The organism is Fulvivirga sediminis (assembly GCF_016757215.1).
In the GTDB taxonomy this organism is placed as follows: domain Bacteria; phylum Bacteroidota; class Bacteroidia; order Cytophagales; family Cyclobacteriaceae; genus Fulvivirga; species Fulvivirga sediminis.
On sequence record NZ_JAESIY010000005.1, the window covers coordinates 246,184 to 263,241 of the forward strand.

Sequence of the window (17,058 nt, forward strand, 5' to 3'; positions counted from 1 at the left end):
TCTGAGAATAAAAAAGAAGACTATAGAGAGCTTAACCTTTGAACTCCAGCACTATTTGAAGATAGCGCCCGAGCTTACCGGCCGGGAAGCCGTTTTGCTTAAACCAAACGAGATAATCTACAGGGAGCTTCATTAATTTAGTCCCTTTATACTTACCAAAAGGCATTCTATATTCTAAAAGTTCGGCCATTTCCTGTCTGGCCTTATTCATATCTATCCCATCCATACTTACAAATATAAAAAGGCCTGCTAGCAAAACTAGTCAGGCCCGTAAACAAAGCTGCGTCTTTATCAAATTATCTCACTATCACACTCTTTGTTAATGTATATAGCTCTGATTTTAAAGTCACTATATAAATTCCCTTTTCAAACCTTGACACATCCATCTTTGCTACATTATCAAAATTAGCGTCATATGTTTGAGAGAAAACATTCATACCACGGCTGTCTGTCAGTTGAATCATCACCTCTTCTGAGCCAAAACCATCCACTCTTACATTCAGCTGATCAGTAGCTGGGTTAGGGTAAGCAGTTACTTCTAAGCTTCTCACTTGCTCATTAAAAATGTGAACTAACACTGAGTAATCGTACTTACCATCAAAATCTGTTTGTTTTACTCTGTAATAGTTTACGCCATTATTAGGAGAATAATCTTCGAAGTTATACTCAATAGTTTCTGCGCTATTTCCAGCACCATCTACTTTACCTATTTCTTGAAAAGTAAGACCGTCGATTGATCTCTCTATTGTAAAAAAGTCGTTGTTCAACTCAGAACCTGTAGCCCAAGCTATTTTCACCATATTATTTATAGAAACAGCATTTACATATAAGAACTCTACAGGAAGTACTCCATACATGGCATAATTATATAGAGAAGGATCGTTATTAAAAAGATCAGTCTCTGAAAGGATATTTGGATCGGCTCCATCATTAAACTCTGCACCTCCTTTTGGGCTAACATCTCCATATACATACAAAGCGTTTACACCTGATTCTAAATTATAGACATCAGAACCACCACCAGCCGCTAGGTTAGATTTCACTATGGTTCTTCCTTCATTTACTGTAACAGTACCTCCGTCAGTTTTTAAATTTCCATTAACTATCAACAACCCTGTGTTATTTACCCTCAAATTAGAGCTTCCCCCCACTGTTAAATCTCCATTCACCCATAAGGTATCATATACAGTAACTATAGCACCTCCTCCAAGAGTTAAATCACCATCCCTTGTAATAACACCATAAACATCTACATATTCCACTGATCCACCAACATTAGCACTAGGGTTATTCGCCATCGAAATCTGGCTTTTATTCCAGGCATTATCGTCTAACCAAAGTCCGCTAAAGTTGTTTTTTGAATTATAGCCATTTTGTCCGTATGCTATTCCTGAGATAATCATTAAGAAAATTACTGTGTAAGCTTTCATCGTATTATGCAGTTTTGTTTACGTTTGATCTGCTACTTTCAAATGAAATACCATACCTAAACCAAAAAATTAAACGCCTTAAAATCAAATACTTACAATTAAACCATTCTGTAAGGTGGAATATTTGGATTCCAAAAAATCATTTTTACCTCCATAAAACGGAAAAATACCTACCGGTGGAATGTATATTTTATGCACTTAAATGCTACATTTTTCTATAAAACATCAGGCCTACAATTTCAACATACCCTTGTAACATCTTTTTTACAGAAAAGAAAAAGATTGATAAATCCAATGTGTAGCAATTATCCGTAAGGAGAAAAAGCTATGGTTCCTAAACATTTCAAAACCCCCTATAACTGCTAGTGAGATAGAGCTAAATATCAATTATAGCCACTGACAACTACTCTACATACTTACCTGCACAAGCGATATTGAGAAAATCCCATTTAAGCCGATTTAGCCTTAATGCTATTCGTTATGATACTCACCAATTATTATCCTAAACACAAAAAAGGCCTGCTGGTAAAACCAGACAGGCCGATAAACAAAAAACTGCTTCTTTTTATATTTTATCTCACCACTACACTCTTAGTTAAAGTGTATAGTGCTGATTTTAAAGTCACTATGTAAATTCCTTTAGTAAGTCCAGATACATTGATCTTGGCTACGTTGTCAAAATTAGCGTCATATGTTTGAGAGAAAACATTCATACCTCGGCTGTCAGTCAATTGAATCATCACCTCTTCTGAGCCAAAACCATCCACTCTTACATTCAGCTGATCAGTAACTGGGTTAGGGTAAGCAGTTACTTCTAAGCTTCTCACTTGCTCATTAAAAATGTGCACTAACACTGAGTAATCGTATTTACCATCAAAATCTGTTTGTTTTACTCTGTAATAGTTTACTCCGTTATTAGGAGAGTAATCTTCGAAAAGATACTCTATAGTTTCTGCGCTATTTCCAGCACCATCTACTGTACCTATTTCTTGAAAAGTAAGGCCATCGATTGATCTCTCTATTGTGAAAAAGTCGTTATTCAACTCAGAACCGGTAGCCCAAGATATTTTCACTATATTATTTACAGAAACAGCGTTTACATATAAGAACTCTACAGGAAGGGTACCTGTGGTAACAAAGTTGTAAAGCGAAGGATCATTATTGTATAAGTCTTCCTCTGTTAAAAAATATCCATCTGCTGCATTTCTACTACCATTAAATTCTGCACCACCGTTTCTAGAAGTACTTCCGAATACATAGAAAGCATTACTTCCGCCATCAGGGTTTTCTATACCTGATCCACCAGATGAACTAAGGTTCGACTTCACTATCACTCTACCACGATTTACTGTAAGTGTACCTCCTCCTGTATCAAGATCTCCTTCCACGATTAAAAGACCTGTATCTTCGATTGTTAGCGTAGCACCACCAGTAACCGTAAGATTTCCTTCAACCCACAAAGTATCAGTAAGGGTGACAGCTGCGCTACCTGAAAAAGTAAGATCTCCTGCTCTTCTGATAACTCCAAAAATATCTATGATGTAAGAAGATCCTGCATTCTCCCCTGGAGTATTAGCCATACCAGCATCACTCTTAGTCCATGTAGAGGCGGCTTCCCAAGTGCCTTTGTAGTTATTGTTTGAAGTATATTTTTGCTGAGATTGAGCTGAAAATCCGATTAAGATCATTAACAAAGCTGTGTAATATTTTTTCATTTTTTGCAGTTTTTTATTCGTTTAGATTGGATTTTACAAAACCCAATCCAAATTCGGAAAAACACAAACAAACACTCATTATCAATCACTTATGAAATATAAAGCAAATTATAACAAATAAAATTATCCCATAATAGAATTTTCTTCCGCAGATTGGAAATATACATTAAGAAAAAAGGATGATATAAGGATTATAAAACGCATTATTCAAATTTAAAATACATTGGATTCATGATTCGTTACACCTGTAATAGAAACGGCCGTTAATAAAAGAATATTTAAATTAGGGTAAACAGACGAACGGACCATGGCATTAATCAGCAAGAAAAAGAAGACTTATACAGTGTCTAACCTGCTACGAGGGTACCTTAAAGAGAACGATAGGGAAATAGACCTGCCTATTTCTTATGCTGATTTGCAGCGATACAATAATTCAATCTCTCTACTAGATAAAAATGATAAGGACACCTTGTGGGAAACGGTATTTTATCCGCAGGCTGATATGGTTCATATTCATGATAGCCTGAAGAAGATTTATGCCATCATAAAGGCGGACGGAGACCTTTCTGTAATGCAACACTTATTCGTAGACAGAATAGACCTCTGTGTATATGGAAACACACAGCCTTTCAGGGCCAGAATAGTCAACCAAATCAATGATAACTTTGATTATTTCTACATCAAAAATGCTGATGCCTCCAGAATTTATGGTTTAGAGCTTGAGCATCTGTTATCTCCCAACAGAATCAGCTATGTAGTAGATAGAGATACTTTAATAGAAGAACACATAGTAGGCATTCCTGGTGATCAGTTTATGAAGCACCATATTAACAGTGACAACGTGAACAAGATTAGGTTATCAAAGGAATTTGTGAAATTTAATGAGAGGTGTTTTGTAAGGCTTTTGGGCGACATGCATTCCAGCAATTTTGTAATAGACATTACCCCTGATTTTGAAGACGTAGATTACAGAATAAGAGCTATAGATTTTGACCAGCAATCTTATGAAGGAAGAAAATCCATTTACTTACCTCAATATTTCAAGCAAAACAACCCTCTTATACATATGGGCATTAACTGTATGACTCCAGAAACTGTAAAGCAATATCAAAAGGAAGAGCGCTTTCTCATAGGTACCAGATATAAAGCAAGTAAATTAAAAATAAAACATTTACTACGGGTGATGAGTCAAGACACTATTTCTACGCCAGAGAATATAAAAACCCTAAAAACAGATCTTTACCATCATTACAACAATCCAGAATTTTTAAAATGCCACTCTATGGGAAACCTGTTAAAGGTAAGTTTGGAAACCGTGCTTCAGCAAAATCCCCCCTATCAGTTTCCTATAAAAGAATAGTAAAAAATAAGGCTTGGTGATTTACCAAGCCTTATTAGTGATTAGAATAATTCATTGTACTTAGCTGACAATTACTGTTTCTACTTTTTCTTTTTTAACATACCTATAATATGCTTTTTTTAGTGAACCAGCTATATGCGCCACATATTCTCTACTTTTACTTATTATAGGCCTTTTATCTCCCTCTGCTGTTCTTATTTCAACAGCATACTTATCTTTCGCTACTATCATCCATAGTATACCCCCAAAAATAAGCGCTACACCCAAACCTATCGATAGCATGTTAGAGTCGATTAGGTAAATAGCCTCTTCTGTAGTATATGTCAGGTCTGTAAACATCTCCATAGAACCCAGAACTATACCTAAAAAGCCAAGGATAAAAAGAGACACACCTGGCACCTTGCTAGCAGGAATTCTTTGCAAGTTTACATTAGTAATACCATCAAGATTATAAGCTTGCTTTTCAGTGTAAAATTTGTCTCTTGTAATTTTCACACCATGACCATCAGTATATATTATTTCTTCGTTTTTCATCTGTTTCAAATTTTAGTTGAATTGGTTTGGTTTAGATGTTACCGATAATTTAAAGACAAATTAGGTGCCGACAGCCATTGTGCCGTTTTCTCCATAAAAAACAGTAGCCAATGTATTTACCACGAGTAATTTATTCCCCAATAAGGTGTGATTTTTACTCCTTTTCGTTTATTTGCATTTAAACGAAATCACGTTGATAGTAGCAAAACCAAAAAAAGGAACCCTGTTTTCGCTAGGCTTGTTTATAGTTTTAGCTGTAGGTCTGGCCACGTATATTACTTACACCATGCTTCAGGGCCAACCTGTTTGGTATCAGTATGCACTGGTAGCTTTACTATACCCTATAGGAATAGGCCTGGCTATTAAGGTGGTGTGGGGTTATAAAGTGATAACAGTTGGCAAAAACAAGATCAGCATAAAGTACCCTATTCGCTTTCAGACAGTTGAATACACCCTTAAGCAACTTATCTCATGGAAAGAAGCAATTGTAAAAACGGGAACTGGCACTTTTAAAGAGGTTTCCATTAAGTTCGATAATGGAAAGGTTTTAAACCTTTCCTATCAAGAACATACTGATTACCCGCAGGTGATTCAGTATCTAAAGAAGAAATGTCCAAGAAAAGCTATAAAATAAAATGCTAAAAAATGTATTACTAGTTGGGCTTGGCGGCTTTTTAGGCAGTACCTGCAGATACCTCACCTACTATCTTATTGATAGAAAAATAGAGTCTTTATACCCTTGGAGTACGTTTACGGTTAACATTGTAGGGAGTTTAATTTTAGGCTTGCTCTTGGGTTTTATAGCCAAAGCAAACTTGGCCAATGATCACCTAAGACTCATTTTTGCCGTTGGGTTTTGCGGCAGCTTTACCACCTTTTCCTCCTTTATGTACGAAAACCTCTATCTATTCCAACAAAAGGCTTATTCCACATCAATACTCTATTTAATAGGGAGTATTATTTTAGGGTTTATTGCTGTATTTGCAGGTCAAGCCGTGGGGAAATCAATGATTTAAGCCATCCACAACATCAGCTTATTCATCTTCATCAGTTCTTTTATTACTGATTTCGTCTTCTTTTAAATCTCTAAAAAAGTTAGACCATCTCATAGGGTTAAGAAAGTTATTAGGGGGCATTTGGCCGGTAAGCTCATACAATCGGTTATACCTCATTTGATCATAATAATAATCCGATTTTGTATTTTCATCCACCGTTTTATTTATATCCCTTTTTACTTCATGCACCAAGTCTTCCATACCTTTTTTAGGCTTAGTATCTAAAAAGGCCTTTTCGAAACTATCTACTGAAGGCCACGGGAAAACAACTACCTCATTTAGAAGAACTGTTTCTTTTCTCATCAGCTGCACTAAAGAATAATGATCAGAATGCAATTCAAAAGGCATAATAAACACCCCTTGATTATACCCGATAGAAGAAAAATTTAGTGTATCTCCAGGATTTATAAAAACAGTAAAATATCCGCTGTTATCGGTAGAGGTACCATACATGGTCCCCTTTATTTGAACACTAACGTAAGGCAAGGATTCTCTATTATCAGCATGTAACACCATACCTACCACTCGCACTGAGTTAGCAGTTTTTTGCGCCATTACTGCACTAGATATTAAGAGTATTGCAAATATTAATCCTGCCTTACGTTTCATATTTTCTGTTTATTTATAATTATTTATGCTTCCAATCGTATTTATCAAGAGAATCCAGGCATGCCTTCAATAAGGCAATGCTACCATCTATATCCTCTTTATGCGTCATTTCTATTACTTGATGTAAATGTCGGGTGGGCACTGACACGGCACCTGATATTGCTCCTCGCTTACCCATTCGTTGTAATCCTGCAGTATCTGTTCCTCCTGCAGTAAGCACCTCTGTTTGCCATTTTATATTATTATCAGTGGCCGTTTTCTTCATGTAATCTACCATACGATAATCACAGATAGTCATGGCATCAAGAATTTTTATCGCTGCACCTTCTCCCAGAGCGGTTATTTTCTCGTGAGAGGCTGCCCCTGGCAGATCATAAGCTACGGTAGTATCCAAACCAAAACCAAAATCAGGATCAATAGTATGAGCAGCTACATTAGCCCCTCTTAAGCCCACTTCTTCCTGAACGGTAAACACGCCATACACATCATAAGGATGATCTTTTAAATTCCTTAGAGTCTCTATTAGTATATATACAGAAACCCTGTTATCTAAAGATTTACAGTTCACACAGTTTCCCATTTCAATCAGCTCCCGCTCTCTGGTAATAGGGTTACCCACAGAAACCACTTTCTCCACCTCTTCTTTACTCATACCCAGATCAATATAAAAATCTTTAATCTTTGGCATTTTTGTTCTCTCTTCAGGCTCCATTACATGCACAGGTTTTGTACCCATAACTCCTATAACATCTTCCTTACCATGGATAATTACTCTCTGAGCGGTAAGTGTTTTAGGGTCAAAACCTCCCAGTGTAGTAAAACGAACAAAGCCTTTATCATCTATGTGAGTAACTATGAAACCGATCTCATCCATGTGAGCGGCTACCATTGCTTTTTTATCTGACGAAGCGCCCTTTTTTAAAGCGATTACATTACCCAAATTATCTACCTCTACAGAATCTACAAGGGGAGTAACCTCTTCTATTACAAGATTTCTTATTCTGCTTTCATATCCGGGAGCTCCAGGAGCTTCACATATCTTTTTTAATAATGCTACGTCTACTGACATTTGTTTACTTTTTATAATAGTGAATTCATTACCTGGTCAATATTAACCAATAACGCATATATTCTGTTTACAAACCTTTCAATATTTAAGTAAAGCTGTACCAAAACACCAGAATATAGCATTCACTAAATTTCAAAAAATACTCTTTAAAATTTGTGGTTTTAAAAATAAGCTCTTTATATTGCAGTATCAATTACTCTATTTGGTAGTTGATTTATAAAGAAGAGGTGAGAGACAGGCTCGAAGATCCTCTGGCAACCATCAATCAAAAATGATATAGGTGCCAAATCCTGATCCTAAGGGAGAATATAAATTGACTGAACAATGAGCACTTTCAACAACATCAAATCAGAATTCCGAAACACAGCAAAGCAATTCATTTCTTGCTTCACATCAATTCTTTGTACTTTTTTCAATATCAACATCAACATGTGCTGTTGTTGTTGCTGTTGTTGCTAAGCTAATATTTTCATATTAACCTTAGCACATAGCCTTAGGATAATTAGCCTACGTGGCTATTCTATATCCTTTCGCTAACACCACATCTCGTATTTTTCAATCATAAAAACAGAATAAAAATGGCAATACATATTACAGACGAATGCATTAACTGCGGAGCTTGTGAGCCCGAGTGCCCTAACACAGCCATCTACGAAGGCGGATCTCCCTGGGCTTGGGGAGACGGCACTGAGCTTGGATCAGTAGAACTGGAAGATGGATCAGAAATCCCAGGAGATGAACCTCAGGAGCCCTATTCAGAAGAATTCTTTTATATAGTATCTGGAAAATGTACCGAATGTGTGGGCTTCCACGAAGAACCTCAGTGCGCTGCCGTATGCCCCGTAGACTGCTGCGTACCTGACCCAGACTATGAAGAGAGCAACGAAGAACTAGAAGACAAACAACAATGGCTACACGCCTCCTAATTTTTAAAAACTCATATGTCAGATTACAAACATTTTGAAACGCAAGCAATAAGAAGTCAGAGCGAAAAATCTCCTTTTAGAGAACACTCTACTCCTATTTATATGACCTCCAGCTTCACTTTTGAAGATGCAGAACAGGCACGTGCCCTTTTTGCTGATGAACAGGAAGGTAATATTTACACCCGCTTTTCAAACCCTAATAATAATGAGTTTATAAACAAGCTTTGCTTATTAGAAGGCACTGAAGATGGAATTTCTACAGCATCGGGCATGGCAGCAATGTTTTGTAGCATGGCTGCTCTGCTTCAAAGTGGCGACCATGTATTGGCATCACGCTCAGTGTTTGGTTCTACACACCAGATTTTTACTCAGATTTTCCCTAAGTGGGGCATCACCCACTCCTATGCAGACATTAACAACCCTGACGAATGGGAAGCTAAAATCAATAAAAACACTAAAATGATTTTTGCTGAAACGCCGTCTAACCCTGCCTTAGACATTATAGACCTGGAATGGCTAGGCAAGTTGGCGAAAAAGCATAATCTAATATTAAATATAGATAACTGTTTTGCAACTCCTTACTTGCAACAACCAGCTAAGTTTGGCGCCAACCTCGTTACCCACTCCGCCACCAAGTTTATGGATGGACAGGGCCGAACCATGGGAGGTGCCATTGTAGGCGACGCAGACCTGATCAAAGAAATTCGCTTTTTTGCCAGACATAGTGGCCCGGCCATGTCTCCTTTTAATGGATGGATACTTTCTAAAAGCTTAGAAACTCTAGCCATAAGAATGGACAGACACTGCGAGAATGCTTTAAAAATAGCTGAATATTTGGAAGGACATAAAGAATTGGAGTTAGTAAAATATCCGTTTTTAAAGTCTCACCCAAAACATGAGCTAGCCAAAAAGCAAATGAAACTAGGCGGTGGATTAGTCACTTTTGAGGTAAAAGGGGGCATTGATAGAGGGAGAAAATTCTTAAACAACCTAAAAATGCTGTCTCTTACAGCCAATCTGGGAGATTCTAGAACCATAGCCACGCACCCTGCCTCCACCACTCATTCTAAACTCACCGATGAAGAAAGAGCCAATGTGGGCATTACACCTGGATTAGTAAGAATATCTGCCGGGTTAGAAAACGTGAATGACATTATAGAAGATATCGAAAATGCCTTAACGGCATCTGCTCAATAGCAGATTACACTAACATAACCAACTACCACTAAACAGAAACTATTAACAAGAAGGAATATGAGCGTAACATTTAATGACAAAATTTCTAAAATAGCTCAAAAGGATATTAAAGAGCTGGAGAATAAAATCTCGGCTTTTAAAGGAGGAGAAATTGATGAGGAGCGATTCAAAGCATTTAGGTTAGCCCGCGGTGTTTATGGACAGAGGCAGCTGGGAGTACAAATGTTTCGTATCAAATTACCTTATGGAAAGCTCACTGGAGAACAGCTGGTAAGAATAGCTCACCTCTCAGAGCAATATACAAACGGAAACCTGCACGCCACTACACGTCAAAACATTCAGCTACACTATGTGCACCTGGAAGACACCCCCGAAATGTGGGCTAAGCTGGAAGAAACAGGAGTAACTACTAAAGAAGCCTGCGGTAACACGGTGAGAACTGTAACAGCCTCAGATATTGCAGGCATAGATCCTAATGAACCTTTTGATGTTTCTCCTTATGCTGATGCTGTAACTCAGTATTTTTTAAGAAACCCCATTAATCAGGAGATGGGAAGAAAAATAAAAATGGCTTTTTCTTCCAGCGAAAAGGATTCTGCGCTTACCTATATTCATGACTTTGGCTTTATCCCAAAAATTAAAGATGGCAATAGAGGCTTTAAAGTAGTAATAGGTGGTGGACTGGGAGCACAACCATTCTTGGCGGCAACTGCCTATGAATTTTTACCTGAAGATAAAATCATTCCTTTAATAGAAGCCGGCCTTAGGGTTTTTGACAGATACGGAGAAAGAGAAAAAAGATTCAAAGCCAGGATGAAATTCCTCATAGAAGAAAAAAGAGGACTTGGCTTAGAGAAATTTCTAGAACTGACTCAGGAAGTTCAAAAATCCTTAGCTAACCATAGCGTTCCTGTAGAAATTTCAGAAGATCGTTTTATCATTCCTGAAGAGAAAGCACTTCCTGTTTTCGCTCAGCCTGATGAAACTCTTTACAACGAATGGCTTTCTACCAATGTATTTGAGCAAAAGCAAAAAGGCTTTTATGCTATAAAAATAAAGCTGCCTTTGGGAAACATACAAGCAGAAGCTGCACGCCAGCTAGTAGCTAAGCTAAACGGATATGTGGCTGATGATTTCAGAATTTCTATTAGCCAGGGTATTATTTTAAAATTTGCCCGAAAAGAATATTTACCTTATATATATCAGGTACTTTCTTCCCTCAACCTGGCCCAGCCTGGTAGTGATTCTATCATTGATATCACAGCCTGCCCCGGCACTGACACCTGCAACTTGGGAGTGACTAACAGCACAGGCATAGCTGAAATATTAGAAGATCTTATTTACAAGGAGTACAACCATTTGGTAAAAGACTCCGAAATAAAAATAAAAATAAGTGGCTGTATGAACTCATGCGGACAGCATATGATCGCCAATATTGGCTTTCATGGCAGTTCTATTAAGCATGGAGAGTTAGTAATACCTGCCTTGCAAGTAGTAATTGGCGGCGGAGTAGATGAAACAGGCAAAGGCTTTGTAGCGGATAAAGTGATAAAACTACCTACCAAAAGAATACCTGATGCGGTGAGAAGTTTACTCAATGACTATGAAGAAAATGGAAATGAGGGTGAATACTTCAATGATTATTATGTAAGACAAGGTAAAAAATATTTTTACGATCTTCTTAAATCCTTCGCTAACCTTGAAACCATCACCAATGATGATTACAAAGACTGGGGCGAAACAGACAACTTTATTCCTGAGATAGGTACTGGAGAATGTGCCGGAGTTACTTATGACATGGTAGGCACTATTATAAATGATGCCAGCGAAAGATTAGAGAAAGCTAAACAAGCTTTAGAGCAGGGTTATTATGCAGACTCTATCTATCACAGCTATAGCGCACAGGTGATTGGCGCTAAAGCACTTTTACTAAGCAAAGATGTGAAATGTAATACTCACATAGGCATTATTAAAGATTTCACCACCTATTTCTACGAAAACGGAGAAGTTGATTTCGGAAAAACCTTTGAAGAAAAGGTATTAAAAATCAACGACAATGAGCCTTCTGAAGCGTTTGCCAAATCTTATTTAGAGCAAGCGGATGAGTTTTTCTCTATAGTAATAGCTATTAGAAAAAAACAACTAGAAAATGGAAACTTAGATAAAGAAGTACTTAACCCTTACAGAGCATGAGCAATTCGGGAAGATTAACATTAGTAGGTGCCGGACCGGGAGATCCGGAATTAATCACCATAAAAGGAGCCAAAGCTATCGCTTCAGCCGAAGTGATTCTCTATGATGCTCTGGTAAATAAGGAATTATTAAAATATGCTGTTACAAGCAGCCAAAAAATTTATGTTGGAAAGCGTTCAGGCAAACATAGCTCTACTCAGGACGAGATCAACCAACTTATAGTAGACCATGCCTTACAAGGCAAACATGTGGTACGGTTGAAAGGGGGTGATCCTTTTATTTTTGCTCGAGGAAAAGAGGAATTAGATTACGCAGAGAGCTTCGGCATCTCTACAGATGTAGTTATAGGTATTTCCAGTGTTAACCTACCTGGTTATTATGGCATACCGCTCACCACCAGAGGTGTAAATGAAAGCTTTTGGGTAGTAACAGCTACCACTCGCAATGGTGAATTATCTAAAGATGCGGTACTAGCAGCACAGTCAAGCGCCACCGTGGTATTTTTTATGGGCCTAAAAAAGCTCAAAGAGATTGTAGCGCTTTACAGTGCTTTTAATAAAGAGCACCTGCCAGTAGCTATTATCTCTCAAGGGTCATTACCTACCGGCAGTGTAGTGGAAGGTACCTTAGAAACTATAGTAGAAAAAAGTCATGATATTCCTGCTCCTGCATTAATAGTAGTAGGAGAATCAGTTGGTGAGTATTTAAACAACCACCAACCAGTACATGCACAAGCCAGATCATAATAAAAATGAGCAGAAATCAACTATTCCCAATATTTCTAAAAATAGATAAGATAAGAACCCTATTAGTAGGTGGTGGTGCCGTAGGCTTAGAAAAGCTGGAGGCACTGCTCAAAAACAACCCAGAAGCTTGGGTGAAGCTGGTAGCTACTGATATATCGGATGAAATAAAAGAAATAGCCAAAAGCAAAGAGAATATTGAATTAGTAGAAAGGCCTTTCAAACCCCAAGACCTTGAAGGAGATATTCAGCTATTGATTTTAGCTACTGATATTAGAGAAACTAATAAAGAAATTTATCAATTAGCGAAGCAGAAAGGTATACTCACTAACGTGGCGGACACCCCTGATCTTTGTGATTTTTATTTAGGTTCTACTGTTACCAAAGGAGACCTCAAAGTAGGCATCTCCACTAATGGTAAATCTCCCACTTTCGCTAAACGCTTTAGAGAAGTGCTGGAAGAGATACTGCCTGAAGAAACAGATAGTCTGATCCAGAATTTACATGGGATCAGAAATAAATTAAATGTGGGTTTTGCGGAAAAAGTAAAGATATTAAATGAACGTACAAAAGAATTGGTATCCTCAAGAGGATCTGAAAAGTAACTTGGCTGATTCTGACTTATCATACAGTAAACTTTCTCCATTAGAACGAATGGAGAAGTTTTTTAATGATCATAATCCGAAAGACATTCTCATCACTTCATCGTTTGGGAGTTCTTCAGCCCTACTTCTGCACATGATCAGCAAAGTAAAACCTGACCAGCCGATACACTTTATAGATACTTCATATCATTTTGAAGAAACAGTAAAGTATAAGGATCAGCTGGCAGAGCAGCTGAACTTGAATATCGTAGAAGTAAAAGCTAAGCCTAATAAAAATAGGTTTACCGATCAAAATAAAACCTATTTACAAAATCAGGATTTGTGCTGTTTCATTAATAAGGTAGAACCCCTCAATGAAATAAAAGCTCAGCATAAATTTTGGGTTTCCGGGCTTATGGCCCATCAAAATGCGAACCGTAAAGACCTCAGTATTTTTGAGCAAAAGAATGAGATCGTTAAGTTCTACCCCATTCTGGATATGACTGCTGAAGAAGTAGAGCTATACAAACTTATATATGAGCTTCCTTCGCACCCTTTGGTAGAAAAAGGGTATGACTCTATTGGCTGTAGCCATTGTACTCAAAAAGGCACAGGCCGTGATGGCCGCTGGGCTAACCTCAATAAAACTGAGTGCGGCCTACACGCCTAATCTAAAAAAAACAATCCATCTGGTTAATAGCACGTTTAAACCCGCTAAAGATGCTTTAGCGGGTTTTAGCGTATGGTTATTATTGTTTTCACAATAGAAATCTGGTTATTCGTTTTATTTTTGAGATAAATTAGCTTGACAGAACGCCACAGTAAACAAAAAACTAAAGCATACTGCTACAAGCAAGTCAACTCCTTGATTTGAAACTTATGATCCTACATTAAGACTTTATGGAAAATATTTAACTCAAGAGTACTGATATCGCAGAACAAAAAAGTATTAAAAAGCCTTTTGAAAATATTAAAAGGCACTACATAGAAATATATATTCAATGAAAGGTAAGATTATTCTAGCTTTCCTACTAGCTCTGGTAGCACTCACAATGATAGGTTTTGTGGGCAGAAATACGCTCACTCAACTTATTAATTCCATAAAAAAAGAGTCGGAACCCAACCTTAAGCTCTCCCACTTAAAAGAAATAATTGCTGACCTAAGAGAAGCCGAAAATAGTGTAAGGACCTATACTATCACTCAAAACCCTGAGAACCTCACTCCTTTCTACCAGGCGGCTACTACTTTTGACAACAAAATGCAGACGCTCTATGCGAAGATCAAAAACAAAGATCAGATGAGACTGGCCGATTCTATGGAATCTCTAATAGGCCAGAAGTACCTCATCATGAAAAAGCTCATCGATGTAAAAAAGAACCAAGATACTAACAAAGTATTAGAGCGGGTACTAGATAATATTAACCGACTAAAAGAACGAGATTCTATTCCTGACTTTATTGATAGCGAAGGCTTCGACATCAATATGCTTACATATGACCGCATTCAAAAAGTAGATCTACCTCAGAAAAGAGAGATTGAACAAAAGCGATCATGGTTTCAGAGGCTTTTTGGCAAAAGCAACAATGACAGTAACAATGCCATTACAAAAGAAGATGAAGATAATAACTCTACAGAACAGATAGCCTCTAGCAACCAGAACGAAAAGCCAGAGAATGCTTTACCTTCTCAAGACCATAATGACACTTCCAGGGTTCTCATTTCTACTACTCTACCAGATTCTGGCCATGACATAAGCTCTACAGAAATAGGCCATATAATAAGTGAAATAGGCAAAGAAGAAAACAGAAACTTTCAAGCCATAAAAAATCAAGAACTGCGCCTCACTACCCAAGATGTAGATATAATGTTAAAGGTACTGGCGCTAGCCAATAAGTTTGAAGATAAAGAAAAGAAAATATCTCAAAATAGAGCCGAAAATGCTCAGCTTACTACTACCCGAGCCAAAAAGTTTATAAACATCACTTGGGTGGCCACATTAGCGTTGTTCGCGGTTCTACTATTAATCATTTTTAATGACATAAGAAGAAACCAGAAAAATAAAGACAGGCTAAAAAAAGCTAAAGAAAAAGCCGAAAAACTGGCCAAGGTAAAAGAAGAATTTTTATCTAATATGAGCCATGAAATTCGTACACCTCTAAATTCTATCATTGGCTTCACCGAACAGCTTGATGGCACAAACCTCAATTCTCAGCAGCAAAACTACCTTAAAAGCATCAAGCATTCTGGCGGCCATCTGCTTAGGCTAATTAATGATGTGCTAGACTATGCTAAGCTTGAATCAGGCAAGCTATCAATGGAACAAATTGGATTCAAAGTAAGAGAAAGCATTAAAAACGTTGTAGATTCATTTAAAACACAACTATCGAAAAAAGGCCTTAATGTTAACTTTCATGTAGATGCTGATATTCCTCAAGTCTTTATAGGAGATCCTGTTCGTTTCGAGCAAATACTTATCAATCTACTGAGTAATGCCATCAAATTTACAGATGTTGGCAGTATTGACATTGACATGAAACTTCATAAAATAGAAGACAAAGACTGCTACATAAAACTTAGCGTAACAGATTCTGGAATAGGTATTCCAGAAGAAAAGTTAAACTCCATCTTCAAAGATTTCTCTCAGGTAGACTCTAGTGTAACCAGAAAATATGGAGGCACAGGCTTGGGCTTATCAATAGTGAAGAAGATCGTAAAAATACTAGGAGGCAACATTTCATTAAGCAGTAAGGAAGGAGAAGGCACCACCTTCTTACTAGACTTAAGATATGACATAGGCTCTGAGGCTGATTTGAGTGAATTAAAGAAAGCTACCATAGATTATTCTAAGCTAAAAGGACATAAAATTATGGTGGTAGATGACCAGGAATACAATCTAGAGCTTATCAAGGTCATTTTTGATAAGTGGGGCATTGTAGGTACGCTTATCAGTTCTGGCCAAGAGGCTATTGAAGATTTTAAAGCAAACCAGTATGACCTCATTTTCATGGATATGCACATGCCCGAGCTTAGCGGTATAGAAACAGCCAAAGCTATCCGAGAACTAGAAAATGATACTAGAACACCGATTATTGCGCTTACAGCCGCTACCTCTCAAGAAGAATCGGACAAATGCCTGGAAGCTGGCATGGACGACTGCTTGCTGAAGCCTTTCACCCAAAAAGAATTATTCGAGACTATATCTAATACTTTACTCGGACAAGAGGCCGCCGAATCTATCACAGAAAAAGAACAGACTCCCGTAGTGGAGAAAAAAAGCAATTTAGACCTGTCTGACTTGGAAATGCTAGCTGATGGAGACCCTACTTTCATAGTTAATATGCTTACAATTTTCATCAATAATTTTTCTATAGACCTAAAAGAGATGAAAGAAGCCATAGCCAATAAGGAGCTGGGTAAAGCAGGAAAAAAAGCACACAAAATGGCATCTCCTTCCAGGCATCTTGGTTTTAGTGAATTGGCAAGCATATTAAAAGAAATTGAAATGAAATCTGAAGATGAATCAAACTTTACATCAGTGGAAGAGTTAATACAGAAGGTTGATAATTTGTACCATATCATTCTTCCTGAAATAGAAAGTGAAATTTCAAACCAAAAAGAATCAGAGCCAACAGCATAAAAGAT

The 17,058-nt window shown here is 37.5% G+C and carries 16 protein-coding genes and 1 riboswitch; of the genes, 10 read left to right on the plus strand and 6 right to left on the minus strand.

Annotated features, from left to right (window positions below; all coding sequences use genetic code 11):
* Positions 1-31: 31 nt before the first annotated feature.
* The 3 genes from JL102_RS10765 to JL102_RS10775 form a co-directional block, all read right to left on the minus strand.
* On the minus strand, positions 32-226 hold the full coding sequence (locus JL102_RS10765; protein WP_202244404.1) for a putative quorum-sensing-regulated virulence factor: 195 nt from the start codon (positions 224-226) through the stop codon (positions 32-34).
* 70 nt (positions 227-296) lie between these two features.
* Positions 297-1,430: a T9SS type A sorting domain-containing protein gene (locus JL102_RS10770; protein WP_202244405.1), complete on the minus strand. Its 1,134-nt coding sequence runs from the start codon at positions 1,428-1,430 to the stop codon at positions 297-299.
* A 572-nt stretch (positions 1,431-2,002) separates the two neighbouring features.
* Positions 2,003-3,145 carry a T9SS type A sorting domain-containing protein gene (locus tag JL102_RS10775; RefSeq protein WP_202244406.1) on the minus strand — a complete coding sequence of 381 codons (1,143 nt, stop codon included), beginning with the start codon at positions 3,143-3,145 and terminating at the stop codon, positions 2,003-2,005.
* 307 nt (positions 3,146-3,452) lie between these two features.
* Between JL102_RS10775 and JL102_RS10780 the strand changes: the two genes are divergently transcribed.
* Positions 3,453-4,505, plus strand: a complete 1,053-nt coding sequence (locus JL102_RS10780) for a hypothetical protein (RefSeq protein WP_202244407.1) — start codon at positions 3,453-3,455, stop codon at positions 4,503-4,505.
* A 60-nt stretch (positions 4,506-4,565) separates the two neighbouring features.
* On the opposite strand, the gene JL102_RS10785 is transcribed toward JL102_RS10780, so the two are convergent.
* The gene (locus JL102_RS10785; RefSeq protein WP_202244408.1) at positions 4,566-5,039 is read right to left on the minus strand and encodes a DUF6232 family protein; all 474 of its coding nucleotides are present in this window, start codon (positions 5,037-5,039) and stop codon (positions 4,566-4,568) included.
* Between the two features lie 193 nt (positions 5,040-5,232).
* Here JL102_RS10785 and JL102_RS10790 point away from each other — a divergent pair, with 193 nt between their 5' ends.
* Both JL102_RS10790 and crcB read left to right on the plus strand, forming a co-directional pair.
* Positions 5,233-5,673, plus strand: coding sequence for a hypothetical protein (locus JL102_RS10790; RefSeq protein ID WP_202244409.1), 441 nt, complete (start codon positions 5,233-5,235; stop codon positions 5,671-5,673).
* 1 nt (position 5,674) lies between these two features.
* Positions 5,675-6,055 (plus strand): fluoride efflux transporter CrcB, encoded by a 381-nt coding sequence (gene crcB / locus JL102_RS10795; RefSeq protein ID WP_202244410.1) that lies wholly within the window; start codon positions 5,675-5,677, stop codon positions 6,053-6,055.
* 18 nt (positions 6,056-6,073) lie between these two features.
* Here the strand turns inward: crcB and JL102_RS10800 are convergent, their stop codons facing one another.
* Together JL102_RS10800 and JL102_RS10805 are read right to left on the minus strand one after the other, a co-directional pair.
* Entirely contained in the window at positions 6,074-6,703 is a 630-nt protein-coding gene (locus JL102_RS10800; protein ID WP_202244411.1) for a carboxypeptidase-like regulatory domain-containing protein, read from the minus strand.
* A gap of 19 nt (positions 6,704-6,722) precedes the next feature.
* Entirely contained in the window at positions 6,723-7,772 is a 1,050-nt protein-coding gene (locus JL102_RS10805) for a M42 family metallopeptidase (RefSeq protein ID WP_202244412.1), read from the minus strand.
* A 211-nt stretch (positions 7,773-7,983) separates the two neighbouring features.
* Positions 7,984-8,087: riboswitch (SAM riboswitch) on the plus strand.
* Between the two features lie 263 nt (positions 8,088-8,350).
* On the opposite strand from JL102_RS10805, the gene JL102_RS10810 reads away from it, so the two are divergent.
* The 7 genes from JL102_RS10810 to JL102_RS10840 all read left to right on the plus strand — a co-directional run bounded on the left by JL102_RS10810 (position 8,351) and on the right by JL102_RS10840 (position 17,053).
* Entirely contained in the window at positions 8,351-8,698 is a 348-nt protein-coding gene (locus JL102_RS10810) for a 4Fe-4S binding protein (RefSeq protein WP_202244413.1), read from the plus strand.
* A 15-nt stretch (positions 8,699-8,713) separates the two neighbouring features.
* Positions 8,714-9,895: a trans-sulfuration enzyme family protein gene (locus JL102_RS10815; RefSeq protein ID WP_202244414.1), complete on the plus strand. Its 1,182-nt coding sequence runs from the start codon at positions 8,714-8,716 to the stop codon at positions 9,893-9,895.
* A 57-nt stretch (positions 9,896-9,952) separates the two neighbouring features.
* Positions 9,953-12,088 (plus strand): HEPN domain-containing protein, encoded by a 2,136-nt coding sequence (locus tag JL102_RS10820; RefSeq protein ID WP_202244415.1) that lies wholly within the window; start codon positions 9,953-9,955, stop codon positions 12,086-12,088.
* Positions 12,085-12,834 (plus strand): uroporphyrinogen-III C-methyltransferase, encoded by a 750-nt coding sequence (cobA, locus tag JL102_RS10825; RefSeq protein ID WP_202244416.1) that lies wholly within the window; start codon positions 12,085-12,087, stop codon positions 12,832-12,834. Before JL102_RS10820 ends, cobA begins: the two co-directional genes overlap by 4 nt.
* A 5-nt stretch (positions 12,835-12,839) precedes the next feature.
* A complete protein-coding gene (locus JL102_RS10830) occupies positions 12,840-13,436 on the plus strand; it encodes a precorrin-2 dehydrogenase/sirohydrochlorin ferrochelatase family protein (protein ID WP_202244417.1) in 597 nt (198 codons plus the stop codon).
* The gene (locus JL102_RS10835) at positions 13,390-14,085 is read left to right on the plus strand and encodes a phosphoadenylyl-sulfate reductase (protein WP_202244418.1); all 696 of its coding nucleotides are present in this window, start codon (positions 13,390-13,392) and stop codon (positions 14,083-14,085) included. The genes JL102_RS10830 and JL102_RS10835 overlap by 47 nt, the downstream gene beginning before the upstream one ends.
* A 331-nt stretch (positions 14,086-14,416) precedes the next feature.
* Entirely contained in the window at positions 14,417-17,053 is a 2,637-nt protein-coding gene (locus tag JL102_RS10840) for an ATP-binding protein (RefSeq protein WP_202244419.1), read from the plus strand.
* The last annotated feature ends 5 nt before the right edge of the window (positions 17,054-17,058 follow it).

Bases quoted from the DNA above. Each gene is read 5' to 3' on its own strand.
- JL102_RS10805 (WP_202244412.1), bottom strand. From the start codon at position 7,772: ATGTCAGTAGACGTAGCATTATTAAAAAAGATATGTGAAGCTCCTGGA.
- JL102_RS10765 (WP_202244404.1), bottom strand. From the start codon at position 226: ATGGATGGGATAGATATGAATAAGGCCAGACAGGAAATGGCCGAACTT.
- JL102_RS10835 (WP_202244418.1), top strand. From the start codon at position 13,390: ATGAACGTACAAAAGAATTGGTATCCTCAAGAGGATCTGAAAAGTAAC.
- JL102_RS10820 (WP_202244415.1), top strand. From the start codon at position 9,953: ATGAGCGTAACATTTAATGACAAAATTTCTAAAATAGCTCAAAAGGAT.
- cobA (WP_202244416.1), top strand. From the start codon at position 12,085: ATGAGCAATTCGGGAAGATTAACATTAGTAGGTGCCGGACCGGGAGAT.
- JL102_RS10830 (WP_202244417.1), top strand. From the start codon at position 12,840: ATGAGCAGAAATCAACTATTCCCAATATTTCTAAAAATAGATAAGATA.
- JL102_RS10785 (WP_202244408.1), bottom strand. From the start codon at position 5,039: ATGAAAAACGAAGAAATAATATATACTGATGGTCATGGTGTGAAAATT.
- JL102_RS10775 (WP_202244406.1), bottom strand. From the start codon at position 3,145: ATGAAAAAATATTACACAGCTTTGTTAATGATCTTAATCGGATTTTCA.
- JL102_RS10840 (WP_202244419.1), top strand. From the start codon at position 14,417: ATGAAAGGTAAGATTATTCTAGCTTTCCTACTAGCTCTGGTAGCACTC.
- JL102_RS10800 (WP_202244411.1), bottom strand. From the start codon at position 6,703: ATGAAACGTAAGGCAGGATTAATATTTGCAATACTCTTAATATCTAGT.
- JL102_RS10780 (WP_202244407.1), top strand. From the start codon at position 3,453: ATGGCATTAATCAGCAAGAAAAAGAAGACTTATACAGTGTCTAACCTG.
- JL102_RS10810 (WP_202244413.1), top strand. From the start codon at position 8,351: ATGGCAATACATATTACAGACGAATGCATTAACTGCGGAGCTTGTGAG.
- JL102_RS10770 (WP_202244405.1), bottom strand. From the start codon at position 1,430: ATGAAAGCTTACACAGTAATTTTCTTAATGATTATCTCAGGAATAGCA.
- JL102_RS10815 (WP_202244414.1), top strand. From the start codon at position 8,714: ATGTCAGATTACAAACATTTTGAAACGCAAGCAATAAGAAGTCAGAGC.
- crcB (WP_202244410.1), top strand. From the start codon at position 5,675: ATGCTAAAAAATGTATTACTAGTTGGGCTTGGCGGCTTTTTAGGCAGT.